This is a genomic window from Streptomyces sp. NPDC102406 (genome assembly GCF_044765725.1).
Lineage (GTDB): Bacteria > Actinomycetota > Actinomycetes > Streptomycetales > Streptomycetaceae > Streptomyces.
The window spans coordinates 36,675-53,923 of the sequence record NZ_JBIWKP010000001.1; the positions used below are offsets into that span (position 1 = coordinate 36,675).

The window sequence follows — 17,249 nt, forward strand, 5'->3', positions numbered from 1 at the left end:
GTCACCGGCGGCGCCGAGCTCGTGCTTCTCCCCGGCAGGCGTCAGTTGTCGGCGCCTCCGGCGCGCAGCGTGTCGAGGTCGGCCTTGACGGTGTTGATGGGGATGGCGAAGCCGAGGCCGACGCTGCCCGCGCTCGACGAGTCCCCCGACGAACCCGAGGAGCCGGAACCGGCGGAGTACATCGCGGAGTTGATGCCGATGATGTTGCCGTTCATGTCGATGAGGGCGCCGCCGGAGTTGCCGGGGTTGAGGGAGGCGTCGGTCTGGAGCGCCTTGTACGTGGTCGTGGACGAGCCGGTGTCGCCGTTGAACTCCCGGCCGCCGAACTCGAAGGGCCACTGGCCGCTGTCGTCCTGCTGTTGCTGCTGGCCCTCGTCGGTGGAGACGGTGACGTCGCGGTCGAGCGCGGAGACGATGCCGCTGGTGACGGTGCCGGTCAGGCCCTCGGGGGAGCCGATGGCGACGACCTGGTCGCCGACCTTGACGCCGTCGGAGTCGCCGAGCGTCGCGGCCTTCAGCCCTGAGGCGCCGCGGAGCTTGATGAGCGCCAGGTCCTTCTTGGCGTCGGTGCCGACGACGTCGGCGGTGTAGGACTTGCCGTCGCTCGTCCGCACCTTGATGGACGAGGCGCCGGAGATGACGTGGTTGTTGGTGAGGATCTCGCCGTCGCTGGTGGTGATGACGCCCGAGCCGGTCGAGGAGCCAGAGGACAGGGCCGCCTTGACCTCGACGATCGAGGGGCTGACGGCCGTGGCGACACCGGAGACGGTGCCCTTCTGGCTGCTGGGCACGACGGTGGTGCTGGTGGCACTGGAGGCCGTGGTGTCCGGGCCGCTCAGCTCCTGGAAGGCGTAGGCGGTGCCGCCGCCGACGGCCGCCGCGGCGACCGCCACGGCCGCGAGCAGTCCGGCCGGGCCGCGCAGCCGCTTCCTCTTCCTCGGCGCGCCGGGCTGCTCGGGCTCGTACGACGGCGGAGGCGGGTAGGCGCCCCCGGCGTACGGGCGCTGCTGCGGGGCGGCGCCGCCCGTGCCGTCGGTGCCGTACTGGGGGGACTCGCCGCTGTGGCGGAAGCTCTCGGTCATGGAGCCAAGCGTGTGGCGCGTACATGAGAGCTGCCTGAGCGTGCCCTGAGAGTCCCGGCAGAACCCTGTTTGCCCGAAATAAAGAGTGCGGGCGCTACGCGCAGCCGCAGGACTGACGGACGACGAGCCGCGACGGGAACAGTTTCAGGCGCTCGCGCCGGGAGCCCGCGACGCGCAGGGAGTCGTCGAGGACGAGGTCCACCGCGGCCCGCGCCATCGCCGAGCGGTCCGAGGCGACGGTGGTCATCGGCGGATCCGTCAGACCCGCCTCCTTCACGTCGTCGAACCCGGCCACGGCCAGCTCGCCCGGCACGTCGATGCGCAGCTCGCGCGCGGCCCGCAGCACGCCGATGGCCTGGTCGTCGGTGGAGCAGAAGATCGCGGGCGGCCGGTCGGGCCCGGCCAGCAGCCCGAGCGCCACCTGGTACGCGTCGTAGCGGTTGTACGGCGCCTCGAACAGCCGGCCCTCGGTGGGGATGCCCGCCTCCTGCATCGCGCGCCGCCAGCCCTCGACGTGGTCGGAGACCGGGTCGCCGACGGACGGGGTCTCGGCGGTGCCGCCGAGGCAGGCCACGTACGCGTTGCCGTGTTCCAGGAGGTGGCGGGTGGCGAGCTGGGCGCCGCCCACGTCGTCGGTGACGACGGCGACGTCGTCGATCGACTCGGGCCGCTCGTGCAGGAGGACGACGCGGGCGTCCCACGCCTCGATCTCGGCGGCGGCCAGGTCGTTGAAGCCGTGGGAGACGAGGATCAGCCCGGAGACCCGCATGCCGAGGAAGGCGCGCAGATAGTGGACCTCGCGGTCGCCGACGTAGTCGGAGTTGCCGACGAGGACCATCTTCCCGCGCTCGGACGCCGCCTGTTCCACCGCGTGCGCCATCTCCGCGAAGAACGGCTGGCGCGCGTCCGGCACGATCATGCCTATGAGGTCGGTACGGCGCGACGCCATCGCCTGGGCGACCCGGTCGGGCCGGTACCCCAGCTCCTTGATCGCGGCGAGCACGCGCTCACGCGTGGCCGGGGCGACCGGCCGGGGTCCGTTGTTGATCACGTAGGACACGACGGCGGTCGAAGTACCCGCCAGTCGCGCAACGTCGTCCCGAGTCACCTTGGCCACGCGCGGAGTCTACGCGGATGGACCTGCTCCTGGGCAGGGCGTGAGGACCCTTCCTAAGGCTCCGCCGTGACCGCCCGGGCGCTCACCGCGGCGGGGCTGTCCGCTTCGTCCGCCTTGGCGGCGGAGTGCGCCGTCTTCTCGCCCTCACCGGCACCCTTGTCGTCCTTCTCCGCCTTCTCCGCGCTCTTCTCCGGCTTCTCCGGCGTCACGAAGCGGTAGCCCACGTTGCGCACGGTGCCGATGAGCGACTCGTGCTCGGGGCCGAGCTTGGCGCGCAGCCGTCGCACGTGGACGTCCACGGTCCGGGTGCCGCCGAAGTAGTCGTAGCCCCAGACCTCCTGGAGGAGCTGCGCGCGCGTGAAGACGCGGCCGGGGTGCTGTGCCAGGTACTTCAGGAGCTCGAACTCCTTGAAGGTCAGGTCGAGGACCCGGCCCTTGAGCTTCGCGCTGTACGTCGCCTCGTCCACGGAGAGGTCACCGTTGCGGATCTCCATGGGGGAGTCGTCGGCGACGATCTGCTGACGGCCCATCGCGAGGCGCAGGCGCGCCTCGACCTCGGCCGGCCCCGCCGTGTCGAGGAGTACGTCGTCGATGCCCCAGTCGGCGGTGACGGCGGCGAGGCCGCCCTCCGTGACGACGAGGACCAGCGGACAGCCGGGTCCGGTGGAGCGGAGAAGCTGACAGAGACTGCGGACCTGCGGGAGGTCGCGGCGCCCGTCGATGAGGATGACGTCGGCACCGGGGGTGTCGACGAGAGCGGGGCCCTCGGCGGGAGCCACCCGCACGGTGTGCAGGAGCAGACCGAGGGCGGGGAGCACCTCCGTCGACGGCTGGAGGGCGTTGGTGAGGAGCAGCAGAGAGCTCATCGCGCCCCACCTGCCCGGGTCGTCATACGTTCGTGCACGGTTCGCTCGCCCATAACGTCTGGTTCCTCCTCGGTCCCTGCGAGGACGTTTGCGGCACTGCTTCGTGGTGCTTGGTGTTGCTCGGTGGTGCTCTGTTGTGCTTTGCGTGGGTCCGCGCCCCGGACCCCGCGCCTTCGTATACAACGCTCTTGAAAGCACAAAAGGACCCGGGGGCTGCTTTGCCCGAGTCCTCTGCCCAGCACAATAGCCCACATGACTTGGGGTCCGGCAGATGAAGAGAGCGGATCTTCTGTGCGGCCGATCACTGAACGACGACTGCGCGTGATGCTTCGTGCACAGGACGGCATCGCCATCGACGCGTCGTACGACCCCGGTCCCGCGCCCGGTGACGGCCTCGTGATCGTGCTCGCGCACGGCTTCACCGGTGATCTGGAGCGACCGCACGTCCGCCGCGCCGCGGGCGTGTTCGCGCAGCGTGCGGCGGTGGTGACGTTCTCGTTCAGGGGCCACGGGCGCTCCGGCGGGCGTTCGACGGTCGGCGACCGGGAGGTGCTGGATCTCGCGGCGGCCGTCGAGTGGGCGCGTTCGCTCGGCCACGCGCGCGTGGCGACGGTCGGGTTCTCGATGGGCGGCTCCGTGGTGCTGCGGCACGCGGCGTCGCACAGGGGGCGCACGGAAGCGCGGACGGACGCGGTCGTCTCCGTCAGCGCCCCGGCGCGGTGGTTCTACCGGGGTACGGCCCCGATGCGGCGGCTGCACTGGGTGGTGAGCCGGCCGACGGGCAGGATGGTCGGCCGGCTCGGGCTGCGGACACGCATCCAGCCGTGGTCGGCGGGCGTCTGGGACCCCGTGCCGCTGTCGCCCGTCGAGTCGGTGCCGCTGATCGCGCCGACACCGCTGCTCGTGGTGCACGGCGACCGCGACCCGTACTTTCCGCTCGACCATCCCCGGATGCTGGCCGAGGCGGCGGACGGCGGCGCCGAGTTGTGGCTTGAGCCGGGCATGGGGCACGCGGAGAACGCGGCGAGCGACGCCCTGCTCGACCGGATCGGGGCGTGGGTCGCCACCGCGGGTGCCGCACAATAGGACGCCGACCGCACACGAGGAGAGGAGCCGCTGCCATGGCTCAGGGCACGATCCGCTACTGGGCGGCGGCCAAAGCGGCCGCCGGCGTCGCGGAGGAACCGTACGACGCGGAGACCCTGGCCGCGGCCCTGACAGCGGTCCGCTCGCGGCACCCCGGTGAGCTGGTGCGGGTGCTGGAGCGTTCCTCGTTCCTGATCGACGGGGACCCCGTGGGGACCCGCGGCCATGAGACGGTACGGCTTGCCGAGGGCGGCACGGTCGAGGTGCTCCCGCCGTTCGCAGGAGGGTGACCCCGATGACCAACGACCCGCAGTATCCGCAGCAGCCCCGCCACGACACGTACGACCCGTACGGCCGGCAGGACCCGTCCGGGCAGTACGACCAGTACGGGCAACAGCAGCAGTCCCAGCAGTACTACTCCCCGCAGTCGTACGGCCAGCAACAGTCGTACGGCCAGCAGCAGTCGTACGGACAGCAACAGTCGTACGGACAGCAACCGCAGTACGGGCAACCGCAGTTCGGGCAGCAGCCGTACGACGACGGTCCGCAGACGCAGCAGTGGCAGGGCCAGACCTGGGACACCCAGGTGCAACCCGCCCAGCAGCCGTACCTGCCACCCCAGCAACAGGAGTGGGCGGCCCGCGACGCGACGCCGACGCCCGAGCCCGCGCCCCGGCCCGAGCCGGCCCCCGCCCCGGCCCCCGCCGCCGGGTCGGCAGGTCCGTCGTACGGCCCCGCCACCACCACCGGCAACCCCCGCGTCACCGACGCCCAGCGCGCCCGCGCCGAAGGCCGCTCGCCGGTCATCGAGCCCGGCATCCAGCCCGCCGCGCTCACCGCGGTCCTCGGCCTGCTGCTCGCGGGCGGCGCCGCCCTCGGCCCGTACGCGCTGCTCGTGCCGCTGCTGCTCCTCCAGGCGGTCACGGCCGCGGGCTGGTTCCGGCTCAACGGCATGTGGCCCGCCCGGCAGGGCATCGCGCTGGCCTTCCTCGGCGGCGTCGTCGCCGACATCGCGCTGCTCACGGCCGGGCGCGAGCACGGGCCCGCCGCGATCCTCGGCACACTCGGCGTCTGGGTCCTGCTCACGCTCGTCCTCCAGCTCCGCTCGCACGCCTCGCCGGACGAGCGGATGTACGGCCTCATGGCGACCGTCACCTCGGCGGCGCTCGCCATCGTGGCCACCGGTCACCTGGCGGCCGAGCCGGACGCGGTCACCGTCGGCGCGGTCGCCGTGGCCGTCACGGTCGTCGCCCGCGCCCTGCCGCTGCCGACGCCCGTCTCCGTGGTGGTCGCGCTGGTCGCGGCCGCCGGCGCGGGGATCGCGGCCGGTGGCGTGACCGACCTGGGGACGGACGGTGCGCTGCTCGGTCTCGGCGCGGGTGTCTGCGCGCTGATCGGCCACCGCGTCGCCTCGTACGACTACCCGTCCCGCTTCGTCCACATGACGGCGGGCGTCGCGCTCCCGCTCGCCGCGGCTGCCCCGGCCGTCTACCTGCTGGGCCGCGCGCTGATCTGACCGCGGGGGCCGGACGCGCCGGTTCCCCGCGTTGATCGACAACTTGGGAACAACTCGGCCCTCCGCCGCCTCCCCCGGGCGCGGCCACGTACGCTCGGCCGCAGAAATCATTCCCGGCCGGGGGACACGAGGCGCCGGGGACGTCGGACGTGGGGGAGCCTCAAGGCCATGCGCGCACTGCGAATACTGCTGATCTTCGTCGTCATCGTGGGCGGCCTCTTCGTGATCGCCGACCGGGTCGCGGTCAACTTCGCCGAGGACAAGGCCGCCGACAAGCTGCGCACCAGCGAGGGCCTTTCCGCCACGCCCGACGTGAACATCAAGGGCTTCCCGTTCCTGACCCAGGTCGCGGGCGGCAGCCTGGACGACGTCGAGATCGGCATCAAGGACTACGAGGCCAAGAGCGGCGGCGACAGCGTCCGCATCGCCGACCTGGACGCCGAGATGCACAGCGTGAAGTTCGACAGCAGCTTCAGCTCCGCCACCGCCGACACGGCCACCGGCACCGCCCGGATCTCCTACGACGAGCTGCTCAAGGCCGTCAAGAAGCAGGATGTCGCCCAGGTTGCCCCGGGGGTGACCGCCGAGATCGTCGGACTCTCGTACGGCGGTGGCGACAAGGTCAAGGTGGCGGTCACCGTGAAGACGCCGGTGGTCACCCTGCATCCGACCGTGCTCAGCTCGGTCGAGGTCACCGACGGCAAGGTCTCGGCCCGCGCCGACAATCTGCCGAAGACCGGCGCGCTCGACCTGGCCGAGGGCCGGATCCGTGCCGTCACCGACTTCCAGCAGGCGATCGACGACCTGCCCGCGGGCATCGAGCTGGACAAGGTCCAGGCCGTGCGGGACGGCGTCGAGATCACGGTGAAGGGTTCGAAGCTCGACCTCGTCGGGTAGGGACGCAGCGGCGGACCGGACGCCCGGCCCGCGCCCGAGTGTCCGCACTGCGAGACGGCGTTGTCCGTAGAGCAGAGGCAGGCGGGCCGTACGCGGCCCGGGAGCCCGGCGGACGCGACTCGAAACGTCGATCGTTCTCAGCATATGGATGAATACGTCTCAGTATTCGACATGGCGGTGACACGGCCGCCGATGCGTCCTTACGATCGGGGGCATGAAGCGACAGGCGGACCTCACGAAGCGGCGGGCAGTAGACCTGTGCCGCGTCGCCGCCATGCTCTGTCGCACGGTCTAGCGGGAGCCGGCCACCGGGCCACCGCCCGCCTTCCCCGGACCCCTTGAGCTCGACTCGGGGTCACCCCGCGCTCTTCGTGCGCACCCGATTTCCGCATGCCCCGCCGCAACTGCCCCGGAGGAAGACAGCATGAGCCGCAGCGACGTCCTGGTCGATGCCGACTGGGTCGAGGCCAACCTCGACAACGAGAACGTGGCGATCGTCGAGGTCGACGAGGACACGTCGGCGTACGACAAGAACCACATCAAGAACGCGATCCGCATCGACTGGACCAAGGACCTCCAGGACCCGGTCCGCCGTGACTTCATCGACCAGGCCGGCTTCGAGGAGCTGCTGTCGAAGAAGGGCATCGCCAACGACACGACCGTCGTCCTCTACGGCGGCAACAACAACTGGTTCGCCTCCTACGCCTACTGGTACTTCAAGCTCTACGGCCACCAGGACGTGAAGCTCCTCGACGGTGGCCGCAAGAAGTGGGAGCTGGACTCCCGCGACCTGGTCGACGGCTCCCAGGTCCCCAGCCGCCCGGCCACGCAGTACAAGGCCAAGCCGCAGGACACCTCGATCCGCGCCTTCCGCGACGACGTCGTGAACGCGATCGGCAGCCAGAACCTCGTCGACGTGCGCTCGCCCGACGAGTTCTCCGGCAAGCTGCTCGCCCCGGCCCACCTGCCGCAGGAGCAGTCGCAGCGCCCGGGCCACGTCCCGTCCGCGCGCAACATCCCGTGGTCGAAGAACGCCAACGACGACGGCACCTTCAAGTCGGACGACGAGCTGAAGAAGCTGTACGCCGACGAGCAGGTCGACCTCGCCAAGGACTCCATCGCGTACTGCCGCATCGGTGAGCGTTCCGCGCTGACCTGGTTCGTGCTCCACGAGCTGCTCGGTGTCGAGAACGTCAAGAACTACGACGGCTCGTGGACCGAGTACGGCTCCCTCGTCGGCGTGCCGATCGAGCTCGGCGCCAACAAGTAACCAACTGACCTTTCCTGCCTAGGAGTGACGTATGTGTGGAGCGAAGGCCGGCGGTCCGGACGCCTCGACGATCAAGCCCGGTGAGACCACGATCCAGGGCCAGGTGACCCGCGACGGCGAGCCGGTGACGGGCTACGTCCGCCTCCTGGACTCGACCGGCGAGTTCACCGCCGAGGTCCCCACCTCGGCCACGGGCCAGTTCCGCTTCTACGCGGCCGAGGGCACGTGGACGCTGCGCGCGCTCGTCCCGGGCGGCACGGCGGACCGTACGGTCGTCGCGCAGACCGGCGGACTCGCGGAGGTCGCGATCGCCGTGTGACGGCGGCGCCGCGACGCGCTTCGAACGGCTGAAGGGCCGCACCCCCGGGGGTTGGACGCCACTGGTACGGGGTGCGGCCCTTCGGTCTGCGCGGAGCCGTTCGGGCGGGCCTACGCTGGAGGCATGTACGCACGGCGGAAGCATCTGTACTTCGCCATGATGGGCCTGTGCGTCGGGCTCTTCGTCCTCGCCTGGGCCGTGGTGCGCCTCTGGTCCGTGCCCGCCGCCGTCGCCATGTGCGTCGTCGCCATGGTGATCCCGCCGGTCGCCGCCATCGTCGCCAACCGCCGCGGCCCCGACGACCGCTGGTGGGACGACCCCTCCGGTGACGCCCGGTCCGACGAGTGGTGGGACGAACTGGACGGCAAGAAACGACGCCGCGAGCCGTAGCCGCACCGGCGTCGCCCTTTCGTTATCGATCTCCGTGCAACCTGCACCGGCCGCTGTGGGTCTCCTGTGCGCGCGGATACGGAATCCGCGCCTCTCGTTCCGTGGGGGGACCTGTTGGATCACGCACGAACTCCGTCCCGGCCCGAGCGCCGCGGACGTGGCCGCACCACCCTGCTGATCGCCTGCGCCGCGGCCCTCGGCGTCGTCGCGGGCGTCTGCACCGGCTACGTCGTCCAGGCCGGACGCGACCCCGACTCGCTGCCGCCGCTCGCCGCGCAGACCGTGGCGCAGGCCAAGGGCTCGGCGGCGCAGGCGTTCGCCACCACCGGGGACCCCCGGGTCCGCACCGACGGGGATCTGCGCAAGCTCCTCGTCCGGCGCCCCGCGGGCACCCAGAAGGCGGACTCCACGCAGGGCTGGCGCAACCTGTACGGCTACGCGAACGACTACAAGTCGCCGGACTACATGTTCCGCGAGCTGTCCATCGGCTCCTTCCGCCGGGCCGCGGTGACCGCGTGGAAGAAGGGCCAGGCCTCCACCGAGGTGCACCTCATCCAGTTCCGCGACGCCGAACAGCTCGGCTCCCGGACCTTCCTCTCCGGCCAGCAGGACTACATGAGCGAGGCGAAGTGGGCGGGTAACGACGGCGAGCCGCTCCCCGGCAGCTCCGAGGGCCGCGTCTACGTCTTCGACCACCCCCGCACCGAACCCGGCTACCTGCCGCTGTACGAGGCGAGGGCGCTCGCCGCGCGCGGCGACATCGTCATGGACATCTGGCTCTACGACACCAAGCCCATCCCGAGGAAGTCCGCGATGGACCTCGCCGAACAGCAGTTGGAGCGTCTGTGAGCGACCAGTTCCCGGCTCCGGAGGACGCCCCGGAGGCACCCCCGGCGCCGAAGAGGAGACGGTGGCCCGCCGTGGCGGTCACCTGCGCCGTCCTGCTCGCCGTCGCGGGCGGCACCGGCTACACCGCGACGAAGGTCGACGACGCCGACCGCACCGTACCCACCGCGGTGTGGGGCACGCCGAAACAGCAGGAGCAGCGGGCCGGCGGGGAGACCGGTGCGAAGGGCGACCTCATGGGACGCCTGCTGCCGATGCCCGAGGGATACATCCCCGGGCCCGACATCGACGAATACGGCAACGACAAGGCGATCACCGGTCCGGAGGCCGTGGCCCGTCTCAAGCGGGGCGCCGACGATCTGCCCGCCCGCCAGCGCGACGCCCAGCGCAAGGCCATCGACAAGCTGAAGCTCAAGGGCCTGGCGGTGCGCAGCTACGCCGCAGGCGACTTCTCCCACTCCTGGGCCGATGACGACGCCGGTTACGCCGTCGTCGAGATCCAGCTCGCCGAGTTGCAGAACCGGCGGGTGGGCCGCGAGCTCAAGTCGTTCCGCTCGGAGTTCCTGCACTCGTTCGGCGGCTTCACCAAGGGCCCGAAGATCAAGGGCCACAAGAACGCGGACTGCTTCCTGGCGCCCCGTGGCAAGGAGACGAAGCTCGACCTGCTGCTGTGCAGCGCGTACGAGGACGACGTCCTGGTCACCGTGACCGCGTACGGCACCAAGGCGATCGACGCCAAGGCCGTCGCCACGCTCCTCGGCCAACAGCTCGACCACATCTCGTCGCGGGGAGAACTCGTATGACCCAGTTGACCGAGCAGCCCGGGCCGGTGCCCGAGCTGCCGCCCGCGACCGAGCCCGCGCCCGCCAGGGCATCGAAGGACCGCCGCGTGCTGCGGGCCGCGCTGCGCTGGACCGCCGCCGTCGTCGTGTTCGCGGCCTTCGGCGCCGGGGCGGCGTACGGCGTCACGCAGCAGACCCGCGGCGACCTGCCGGGTCTCGCCACCGAGAGCGACGGCCGCTGGGAGTACCCGGCGCTCGAGAAGCCGCCGCTGCCAAAGGGGGCTCCGGCCGCGTTCGCCGAGCGGAACACCCGCGAGGAGCACTTCGCCGACCTGCGCAAGCTGGTCCTGCCCGCGCCGAAGGGCGCGAGCGAGGACAAGCGGCTCGCGGGCAAGGACGGCTGGCTGCCCACCGCGACCTACCTGAAGGCCTACGAGAAGGACGCGCGGGGCGACCTCGCGCAGTTCCTCGACGAGGGCGGCCTGCGGCATGTGGCGGCCCGCGGCTGGACCATGCCGGACGGCACGCACACCCGTATTTATGTGCTGCGTTTCGGGACGGGAGCCTTCGCGCGCGAGTACGCCGCGCACGTGGCGGGCAACGCCGCCGCGCTGACCGGCGCCCCCCTCACCGAGGAGGACTTCTCCTGGACCGGAGAGGTCGGCACCCCCGTGCAGTTCACGAAGCTGAACGTCTACGAGGAGACGCGCCCCTACGGCGCCGAGCAGGTCCGGCAGGCCTACATCCAGGCCGGTGACCTGGTCGCCCTCGTCGTGCAGTCCGGCAAGGGCGCCACGCCGAGCACACCCTTCCGGCAGACGGTCGCCCTCCAGAACCAGCTCCTCGGCTGAGCCCCGCCGCCCGTGCGGCGGACCTCACCGAGAGGGCCGGGCCCCACCCGACTAGAGTGGGGTCCGGCTCTGTATGTAACCCGAAACGTTTTCCGCGCACCGAGGAGCACCCCGTGCTTGAGGCCTTCTTCTCCGCTCTCCTTGTCCTGGTCTGCGTCGGCGTCCTCGCCTTCGCCGGTCTGACCGTGAAGAAGCTGTACCAGGGCCAGCGCTGACCCCCGTACTCCCCGTACGACAGTCCACCGAGAGACGTCTGAACCGCTCATGATCCAGATTCCGTCCGACCTGCACCCCGATCTCGTCCCGCTCGCGTTCCTCCTGGGCGACTGGGCGGGCGCCGGCGTCACCGACTTCCCGGGCGCCGAGAAGGCCAACTTCGGTCAGGAAATCTCCTTCACCCATGACGGGCGGGACTTCCTGGAGTACCACTCCCACAGCTGGATCCTCGACAGCGACGGCAACAAGGTCCGGCCGCTGGAGTCCGAGTCCGGCTACTGGCGGATCGACAAGGACCGCAAGGTCGAGATCGTCATGGCCCGCGACGACGGCGTCGTCGAGGTCTGGTACGGCGAGCTGGCCGACAAGAAGCCGCAGATCGACCTGGCCACCGACGCGGTCGCCCGCACCGCGGCCTCCGGCCCGTACAGCGGCGGCAAGCGTCTCTACGGCTATGTGAAGGGCGACCTCATGTGGGTCGGCGAGAAGCAGACCCCCGAGGTCCCGCTGCGCCCCTACATGTCGGCCCAGCTCAAGAAGGTCGTCACCCCGGAGGAGGTCGCCGAGATGGCACGCAACCTCCCGGACATGCCCGACGACGGCATCGCCTTCTTCAAGTAGCCCCTACCGTTCGGACGGACGGACGGACGGACGGCACACCGATGGCCCCGCGCATTGCGCCGGGGCCATCAGCCGTTTCGGGCGACTCCGCGTATCAGCGGCAGCCTCGTAGGGGTTAACAGATCGCTTGCGCAGTGCACTGCGCTTGCACCGCGGTGGTGGCTGTCGCTACGGTCGGGGCAACGGTGCGGCGCCGATGTGCCGCCACTGTGCGGCAATGAGACGCGAGAAAACAGGAACCCCCGGCATTCCCTGAAGGGCGCCGGGGGCCTGTACATCCGTGCCTTGGGTGGCGTGCTACGCAGAGGCGAGCCCAAGGCGTTCACTACTCACCGTATCACCGGTGCTCGTTCCTGTACCGAGGTGCTGCCGGGCCCTCGCATGCCCGGACGAGGGGGGGATCCTGATGAACGACATGGTGCCGGAATGGGCGCGGCGAGCGTTCTCGACGCTGCGCCTGGCGCCCTACGTCCGTGCGGCGCGCGGCGATGCCGCGGTGGCGCAGCGACTGTACTGGTGGAACGTCGAGGCCTCGGCTGCGCTCTACGGCTCTCTGCACTGCCTGGAACTCGCGGCGCGCAACGCGATCCACGATCAGCTCGCTCTCCACGGCGGCCGGGACGACTGGTGGGCAACGGCCCCTCTCAACCAGAACGGGCAGCGGCTCGTGGCCAAGGCACGCGGCAAGTGCGAGCGCCGTGGCCTTCGGCCGGCGCCGGCCGACAGCATGGTGGCCGAGCTGTCCTTCGGTTTCTGGGCATCGTTGGTCAGTGGGGGATCGGGTTACGACCGCCTGTTCTGGGTGCCGGCCGTGCACAAGGCGTTTCCGCACTACTCAGGCCGTCGCGACGTGCTGTACGACCAGTTGTGGTCGCTGGTGCTGCTGCGCAACCGGATCATGCATCACGAGCCGATCCACCACCGTGACCTCGCCGCGGACCATGCCAAGGTCTACCGCGTGCTCGGGTACGTCAATGCCGAACTGGCCAAGGAGGCCCAGGCCATGGACCGATTCCCGGCCGTTCTCGACGGCAGGCGGGAAGCCCTGCGTGGTTCCCGTCCCGCGCGATTCTGATGGGCGGGCGAACGATGCGGGAATTCGAGGGAGTCTTCGTCGCAAGGGCGGACATCGCCCGGGGGGCCGGAGTGAAACGGCCCGCGGTGACGAACTGGGAGCGTCGGCACGCGGACTTCCCCCGGCCTGTCGGTACGCGCTCCGGAGGATCCGCGGACCCGGAGGTCTTCTCAGCGGCTGAGGTGCTGGCCTGGCTCGACCGGCGCGTCGTCCCGGCGAACGCCAGACGGGCCGAGGAGCCCGCGGGAACCACCTACGGTGACCGGCTTCGGATCTCCCTCGGGGGAACAAGTACCGGTGCCCTGCTCAAGGCCGTGGACCGGCTGAGCGACGCGCAGACGGAGCGATGGCGTGGAGGACTGTCCCACGCCGACTACCTCACCGTGCTGCTCACGCTCGTCTACGTCCGCGCCTGCCTGCCCGAGGAGTGGAAGAGGATCCTGAGCGAGTCCCGTCGGCCGCAGTTTCCCCACTCCGGCCAACTGCTGGTGCGGATACTGGCGCGGTCGGTCGGTCGAGAGCTGGGGGACGCGCACGAGCGCCTGCTTCTCGCTCTCTCCCAGAACCTCGGTGACTCCCGTGTGTGTGACATCGTCCGACTGCTGGACGACACAGGACCGGTGGACCGGGCGGAACACGCTCAGGCCGGCGAGAGACTGCTGAGCCGGTACAGCGATCTCGTGGGCAGAAGAGCGGGTGACTTCTTCACGCCTCGGGCCGCCGTCGACGTGCTCGCCACGCTTGTCGCCGACGGCAGTGACGACGTCGCAAGCGTGCACGACCCCTTCGTCCGGGCAGGTGAGTTGTTGTCGGCCGCGTGGGGTGCCGTGGCCCAGGCGCAAGGGACTGCCCCGCGAGCGAGTGGCGCGGGGGTGGGCGAGCATCCGCTGGCGCTGGCCGCCATGAACCTCGCCCTGCACGGTGTGTCCGCGGCCCACCTCGTGCCGGGAGGCACGACGCCCTCGGCCGGGACCGACCAGGAGCGGCAGAGCTTCGACCGCATCGTGACGAACCCCCCGTTCAACGTGAGGCTCGAACGTCCCGTCGAAGAAGGACACTGGCGATACGGCTCACCCCCGCTGCACAACGCGAATTTCGACTGGCTCCAGTACGCGGTGACCCGGCTGCGGGAGGGCGGCCGTGCGGCCGTCCTCATGCCCGACATCGCAGCGTTCTCCGCGAACCCCTCGGAGCGGAGGATCAGAGCGGCCATGGTGGAGGACGGCGCCGTGGAAGCGGTGATCGCGCTGCCCGCCCAGTTGTTCACGACGACGGGCATCCGTGTGTCGGTCTGGCTGCTACGGCATCCGACAGGGGCGTGCGACGACATCCTCTTCGTCGACGCCAGTCGTCTCGGCTCGCTCGTCTCCCGTACTCGCCGGGAACTGACTCCGGACGAGACCCGGCGTGTCCTCGACGCATACCGCGCCTGGACCGCTGCCCGTGCGGCCGGCCGTGTGTTCGCCGGGGCCGAGGGTCTGAGCAGGGCGGTTCCTGTCGAGGCCATCAGGGAGAAGGACTACGTCCTCAGCCCGGCCTTCTATGTGCCGAGCGGAGAACCGTCCGAGAACCGGGCCGCGGACCCCGCTGACCTGATGGCCCTGGCCGGACAGCTCACCGAGCTGGACGAGCGGGCCCGGGAGGCGGATGCCGCGGTGGCGGAGCTGCTGGGGAGGTACGGACTGTGAGCGACGAGGAGATCGACGGACAGCCGAGGGACTGGCGGCGTGCCCCGCTCGGTGACCTCTGTGAAGTCCAGGCGGGCGGCCCTTCCGTGCGCAGGAATGATCACGTGGAAAGGGGCGTTCCGCTGGTGCGCCCCGCTGACCTGCGTCACCAGAGGATCTCGGCCGGGTCCGCGATGGTGCACATCGGTCCGGACCAAGCGCGGGACATGCGCAAATACCGGATCGCCACGCACGACATCCTGGTGTCCCGCACGGGAACGGTGGGGCGGGTGGCGCTTGTCACCGCCGACGAGAGCGGTTGGTTGTACAACACCCATCTCCTGCGCGTGCGGGCCCATGATCCGGCGGACGCCCCCTATCTGTGCGCCTTCCTTTCCAGCCGCCGGGTCGCCGAATGGCTGGTGCGTCGTGCGGCCGGGACCACCGGCATGCGGTCGATCACCCTGCGTACCCTGCTGGAGCTTCCTGTGGCGCTGCCGCCGCTCGACCGGCAACGGGAGATCGGAGCCGCGCTCAAGGCGGTCGACGAGAAGATCAGGGCACACGCGGAGATCGTGCGGGCGACCGCCGAGCTGCGGGAGACCCTCTCGGACCTTTTGATGACCGGGCGTCTACCCATGAGCCCTTGAGAGAGCGGTATGGCTTCTACACTGGCCGGTGTGGTGAACACCGACTGGAAGAGCGACCTGCGGCAGCGCGGCTACCGGCTGACGCCGCAGCGCCAGCTTGTTCTCGAAGCCGTGGACACCCTGGAGCACGCGACCCCCGACGACATCCTGAGCGAAGTGCGCAGGACGGCGTCGGGGATCAACATCTCCACGGTGTACCGCACGCTCGAACTCCTGGAGGAGCTCGGGCTCGTCAGCCACGCGCATCTCGGCCACGGGGCGCCCACGTACCACCTCGCCGACCGGCACCACCACATCCACATGGTGTGCAGGGACTGCACGAACGTGATCGAGGCCGATGTCGACGTGGCCGCCGAGTTCACCGCCAAGCTGCGCGAGCGCTTCGGCTTCGACACCGACCTGAAGCACTTCGCGATCTTCGGCCGCTGCGAGAACTGCACCAAGGATCGCGAAGCCGCCCGCGAGCAGCAGGAATAAGCGGGTCCGGCCGCTCGTCGTAACCTTGGTGAACATGCAGCGACATTCAACGAGCAGCCCTCTGCTGACCCTGCCCGGTGCCGTCCCCGGCGAAGGCGTGGACGAAGGCGTCGCCGCGCACTACGGCGACCTGTTCCGAGAACAGCGCTCCCTCGCCGACGGGACGGGCATCGTGGACCTGTCGCACCGCGGCGTGATCACGGTCACCGGCGACGACCGGCTGAGCTGGCTGCACCTGCTGCTGACCCAGCACGTCTCCGAGCTGCCCCCGGGGCAGGCGACCGAGGCGCTGATCCTCTCCGCCAACGGCCACATCGAGCACGCCCTGTACCTCGTCGACGACGGCACGACGACGTGGGCGCACGTGGAGCCCGGCACGCAGGGCGCCCTCCTCGCGTACCTGGAGTCGATGAAGTTCTTCTACCGGGTCGAAGTGGCCGACAGCACGGGCGAGTTCGCCGTCGTGCACCTGCCGGCCGGGTCGATCGCGCCGGTGCCCGACGGGGTGGCCGTGCGCGAGACGGCGTACGGCCGCGACCTGTTCCTGCCGCGCGCCGACCTGGAGGCGTACGCGAAGGAGAACGGGCCGGCGATCGGGCTCCTCGCCCTGGAGGCCCTGCGGGTGGAGCAGCACCGGCCACGCCTCGGCTTCGAGACCGACCACCGCACCATCCCGCACGAGCTGGGCTGGCTCGACACGGCCGTCCACCTCCAGAAGGGCTGCTACCGGGGGCAGGAGACCGTCGCCCGCGTGCAGAACCTGGGCAAGCCGCCGCGCCGCCTGGTCTTCCTGCACCTGGACGGCAGCGAGGTCCATCTGCCGCCGCACGGCGCCGATGTGCGGCTCGCGGCGGACGGCCCCGAGGGCCGCAAGATCGGGTTCGTGACGACCTCCGTACGCCACCACGAGCTCGGGCCGATCGCCCTCGCCCTGGTGAAGCGGAACGTGCCCCTCGACGCCGAGCTGATGGCGGAGTCCACGGCGGCGGCGCAGGAGGTCGTCGTCGAGCCGTAGCCCTCGCGGCTACATCTCCAGCAGCACCGTGAACGGGCCGTCGTTCGTCAGGGACACCCGCATCCGCGCCCCGAACCGGCCCGTCGCCACGGTCGCCCCGAGCGCGCGGAGCTGCGCCACGACCTCGTCGACCAGCGGTTCGGCGACCTCACCGGGCGCCGCCGCGTTCCAGGTGGGGCGCCGTCCCTTGCGGGCGTCGCCGTAGAGGGTGAACTGGCTGACGACGAGCAGCGGCGCGTCGATGTCGCTGCACGACCTCTCGTCGGTGAGCATCCGGACCGTCCAGAGTTTGCGAGCCAGTCGGGCCGCCTTCTCCTTGGTGTCCTCGTGCGTGACGCCGACGAGGACGCACAGGCCCTCGCCCTTGATCTCGCCGACGGTCCGCTGCTCGCCGTCCTCGTCCACGACGACGCTCGCGCCGTCCACTCGCTGTACCACTGCTCGCATACGGCCATCATGCCGTGCTCCCGAACCCCCCATCCGGGGCCGATATGGGGTACTCGCGC

General features: G+C 70.7%; 21 protein-coding genes. 17 read left to right on the forward strand and 4 right to left on the reverse strand.

The window, feature by feature from the left end:
* Positions 1–41: 41 nt before the first annotated feature.
* From ACIRF8_RS00180 to ACIRF8_RS00190, 3 genes are all read right to left on the reverse strand, one after another.
* Positions 42–1,082: a S1C family serine protease gene (locus ACIRF8_RS00180; RefSeq protein WP_404209281.1), complete on the reverse strand. Its 1,041-nt coding sequence runs from the start codon at positions 1,080–1,082 to the stop codon at positions 42–44.
* Between the two features lie 94 nt (positions 1,083–1,176).
* On the reverse strand, positions 1,177–2,199 hold the full coding sequence (locus ACIRF8_RS00185; protein WP_404209283.1) for a LacI family DNA-binding transcriptional regulator: 1,023 nt from the start codon (positions 2,197–2,199) through the stop codon (positions 1,177–1,179).
* A 53-nt stretch (positions 2,200–2,252) separates the two neighbouring features.
* Positions 2,253–3,065, reverse strand: a complete 813-nt coding sequence (locus ACIRF8_RS00190) for a winged-helix domain-containing protein (RefSeq protein ID WP_404209285.1) — start codon at positions 3,063–3,065, stop codon at positions 2,253–2,255.
* A 252-nt stretch (positions 3,066–3,317) separates the two neighbouring features.
* Here ACIRF8_RS00190 and ACIRF8_RS00195 point away from each other — a divergent pair, with 252 nt between their 5' ends.
* The 17 genes from ACIRF8_RS00195 to ACIRF8_RS00275 all read left to right on the forward strand — a co-directional run bounded on the left by ACIRF8_RS00195 (position 3,318) and on the right by ACIRF8_RS00275 (position 16,743).
* A complete protein-coding gene (locus ACIRF8_RS00195; RefSeq protein WP_404209287.1) occupies positions 3,318–4,151 on the forward strand; it encodes an alpha/beta hydrolase in 834 nt (277 codons plus the stop codon).
* Between the two features lie 35 nt (positions 4,152–4,186).
* Complete coding sequence (locus ACIRF8_RS00200; RefSeq protein WP_404209289.1) at positions 4,187–4,441, forward strand: MoaD/ThiS family protein; 255 nt, start codon at positions 4,187–4,189, stop codon at positions 4,439–4,441.
* A gap of 5 nt (positions 4,442–4,446) precedes the next feature.
* On the forward strand, positions 4,447–5,667 hold the full coding sequence (locus ACIRF8_RS00205; protein ID WP_404209291.1) for a hypothetical protein: 1,221 nt from the start codon (positions 4,447–4,449) through the stop codon (positions 5,665–5,667).
* 168 nt (positions 5,668–5,835) lie between these two features.
* The gene (locus tag ACIRF8_RS00210) at positions 5,836–6,564 is read left to right on the forward strand and encodes a DUF2993 domain-containing protein (protein WP_404209293.1); all 729 of its coding nucleotides are present in this window, start codon (positions 5,836–5,838) and stop codon (positions 6,562–6,564) included.
* 214 nt (positions 6,565–6,778) lie between these two features.
* Positions 6,779–6,859: a putative leader peptide gene (locus ACIRF8_RS00215; protein WP_350203226.1), complete on the forward strand. Its 81-nt coding sequence runs from the start codon at positions 6,779–6,781 to the stop codon at positions 6,857–6,859.
* 129 nt (positions 6,860–6,988) lie between these two features.
* On the forward strand, positions 6,989–7,834 hold the full coding sequence (locus ACIRF8_RS00220; protein WP_404209295.1) for a sulfurtransferase: 846 nt from the start codon (positions 6,989–6,991) through the stop codon (positions 7,832–7,834).
* A 31-nt stretch (positions 7,835–7,865) separates the two neighbouring features.
* Positions 7,866–8,153: a DUF1416 domain-containing protein gene (locus tag ACIRF8_RS00225; protein WP_127832476.1), complete on the forward strand. Its 288-nt coding sequence runs from the start codon at positions 7,866–7,868 to the stop codon at positions 8,151–8,153.
* A 123-nt stretch (positions 8,154–8,276) separates the two neighbouring features.
* Positions 8,277–8,543: a DUF3099 domain-containing protein gene (locus ACIRF8_RS00230; RefSeq protein ID WP_404209298.1), complete on the forward strand. Its 267-nt coding sequence runs from the start codon at positions 8,277–8,279 to the stop codon at positions 8,541–8,543.
* Between the two features lie 114 nt (positions 8,544–8,657).
* The gene (locus ACIRF8_RS00235) at positions 8,658–9,392 is read left to right on the forward strand and encodes a hypothetical protein (RefSeq protein ID WP_404209300.1); all 735 of its coding nucleotides are present in this window, start codon (positions 8,658–8,660) and stop codon (positions 9,390–9,392) included.
* Between the two features lie 71 nt (positions 9,393–9,463).
* Positions 9,464–10,192, forward strand: coding sequence for a hypothetical protein (locus ACIRF8_RS00240; RefSeq protein ID WP_404209302.1), 729 nt, complete (start codon positions 9,464–9,466; stop codon positions 10,190–10,192).
* A complete protein-coding gene (locus ACIRF8_RS00245; protein ID WP_404209304.1) occupies positions 10,189–11,022 on the forward strand; it encodes a hypothetical protein in 834 nt (277 codons plus the stop codon). Before ACIRF8_RS00240 ends, ACIRF8_RS00245 begins: the two co-directional genes overlap by 4 nt.
* A 264-nt stretch (positions 11,023–11,286) precedes the next feature.
* Complete coding sequence (locus ACIRF8_RS00250) at positions 11,287–11,859, forward strand: FABP family protein (RefSeq protein ID WP_404209306.1); 573 nt, start codon at positions 11,287–11,289, stop codon at positions 11,857–11,859.
* A gap of 406 nt (positions 11,860–12,265) precedes the next feature.
* Entirely contained in the window at positions 12,266–12,934 is a 669-nt protein-coding gene (locus ACIRF8_RS00255; protein WP_404209308.1) for a hypothetical protein, read from the forward strand.
* A 182-nt stretch (positions 12,935–13,116) separates the two neighbouring features.
* Positions 13,117–14,622, forward strand: coding sequence for an N-6 DNA methylase (locus tag ACIRF8_RS00260; protein ID WP_404209310.1), 1,506 nt, complete (start codon positions 13,117–13,119; stop codon positions 14,620–14,622).
* Positions 14,619–15,251 carry a restriction endonuclease subunit S gene (locus ACIRF8_RS00265; protein WP_404209312.1) on the forward strand — a complete coding sequence of 211 codons (633 nt, stop codon included), beginning with the start codon at positions 14,619–14,621 and terminating at the stop codon, positions 15,249–15,251. The genes ACIRF8_RS00260 and ACIRF8_RS00265 overlap by 4 nt, the downstream gene beginning before the upstream one ends.
* Before the next feature lie 30 nt (positions 15,252–15,281).
* Positions 15,282–15,728 carry a Fur family transcriptional regulator gene (locus tag ACIRF8_RS00270; protein WP_404209314.1) on the forward strand — a complete coding sequence of 149 codons (447 nt, stop codon included), beginning with the start codon at positions 15,282–15,284 and terminating at the stop codon, positions 15,726–15,728.
* A gap of 34 nt (positions 15,729–15,762) precedes the next feature.
* Entirely contained in the window at positions 15,763–16,743 is a 981-nt protein-coding gene (locus ACIRF8_RS00275) for a YgfZ/GcvT domain-containing protein (protein ID WP_404209316.1), read from the forward strand.
* Between the two features lie 9 nt (positions 16,744–16,752).
* On the opposite strand, the gene dtd is transcribed toward ACIRF8_RS00275, so the two are convergent.
* Positions 16,753–17,190, reverse strand: a complete 438-nt coding sequence (gene dtd / locus ACIRF8_RS00280; protein WP_404209318.1) for a D-aminoacyl-tRNA deacylase — start codon at positions 17,188–17,190, stop codon at positions 16,753–16,755.
* Between the last annotated feature and the right edge of the window lie 59 nt (positions 17,191–17,249).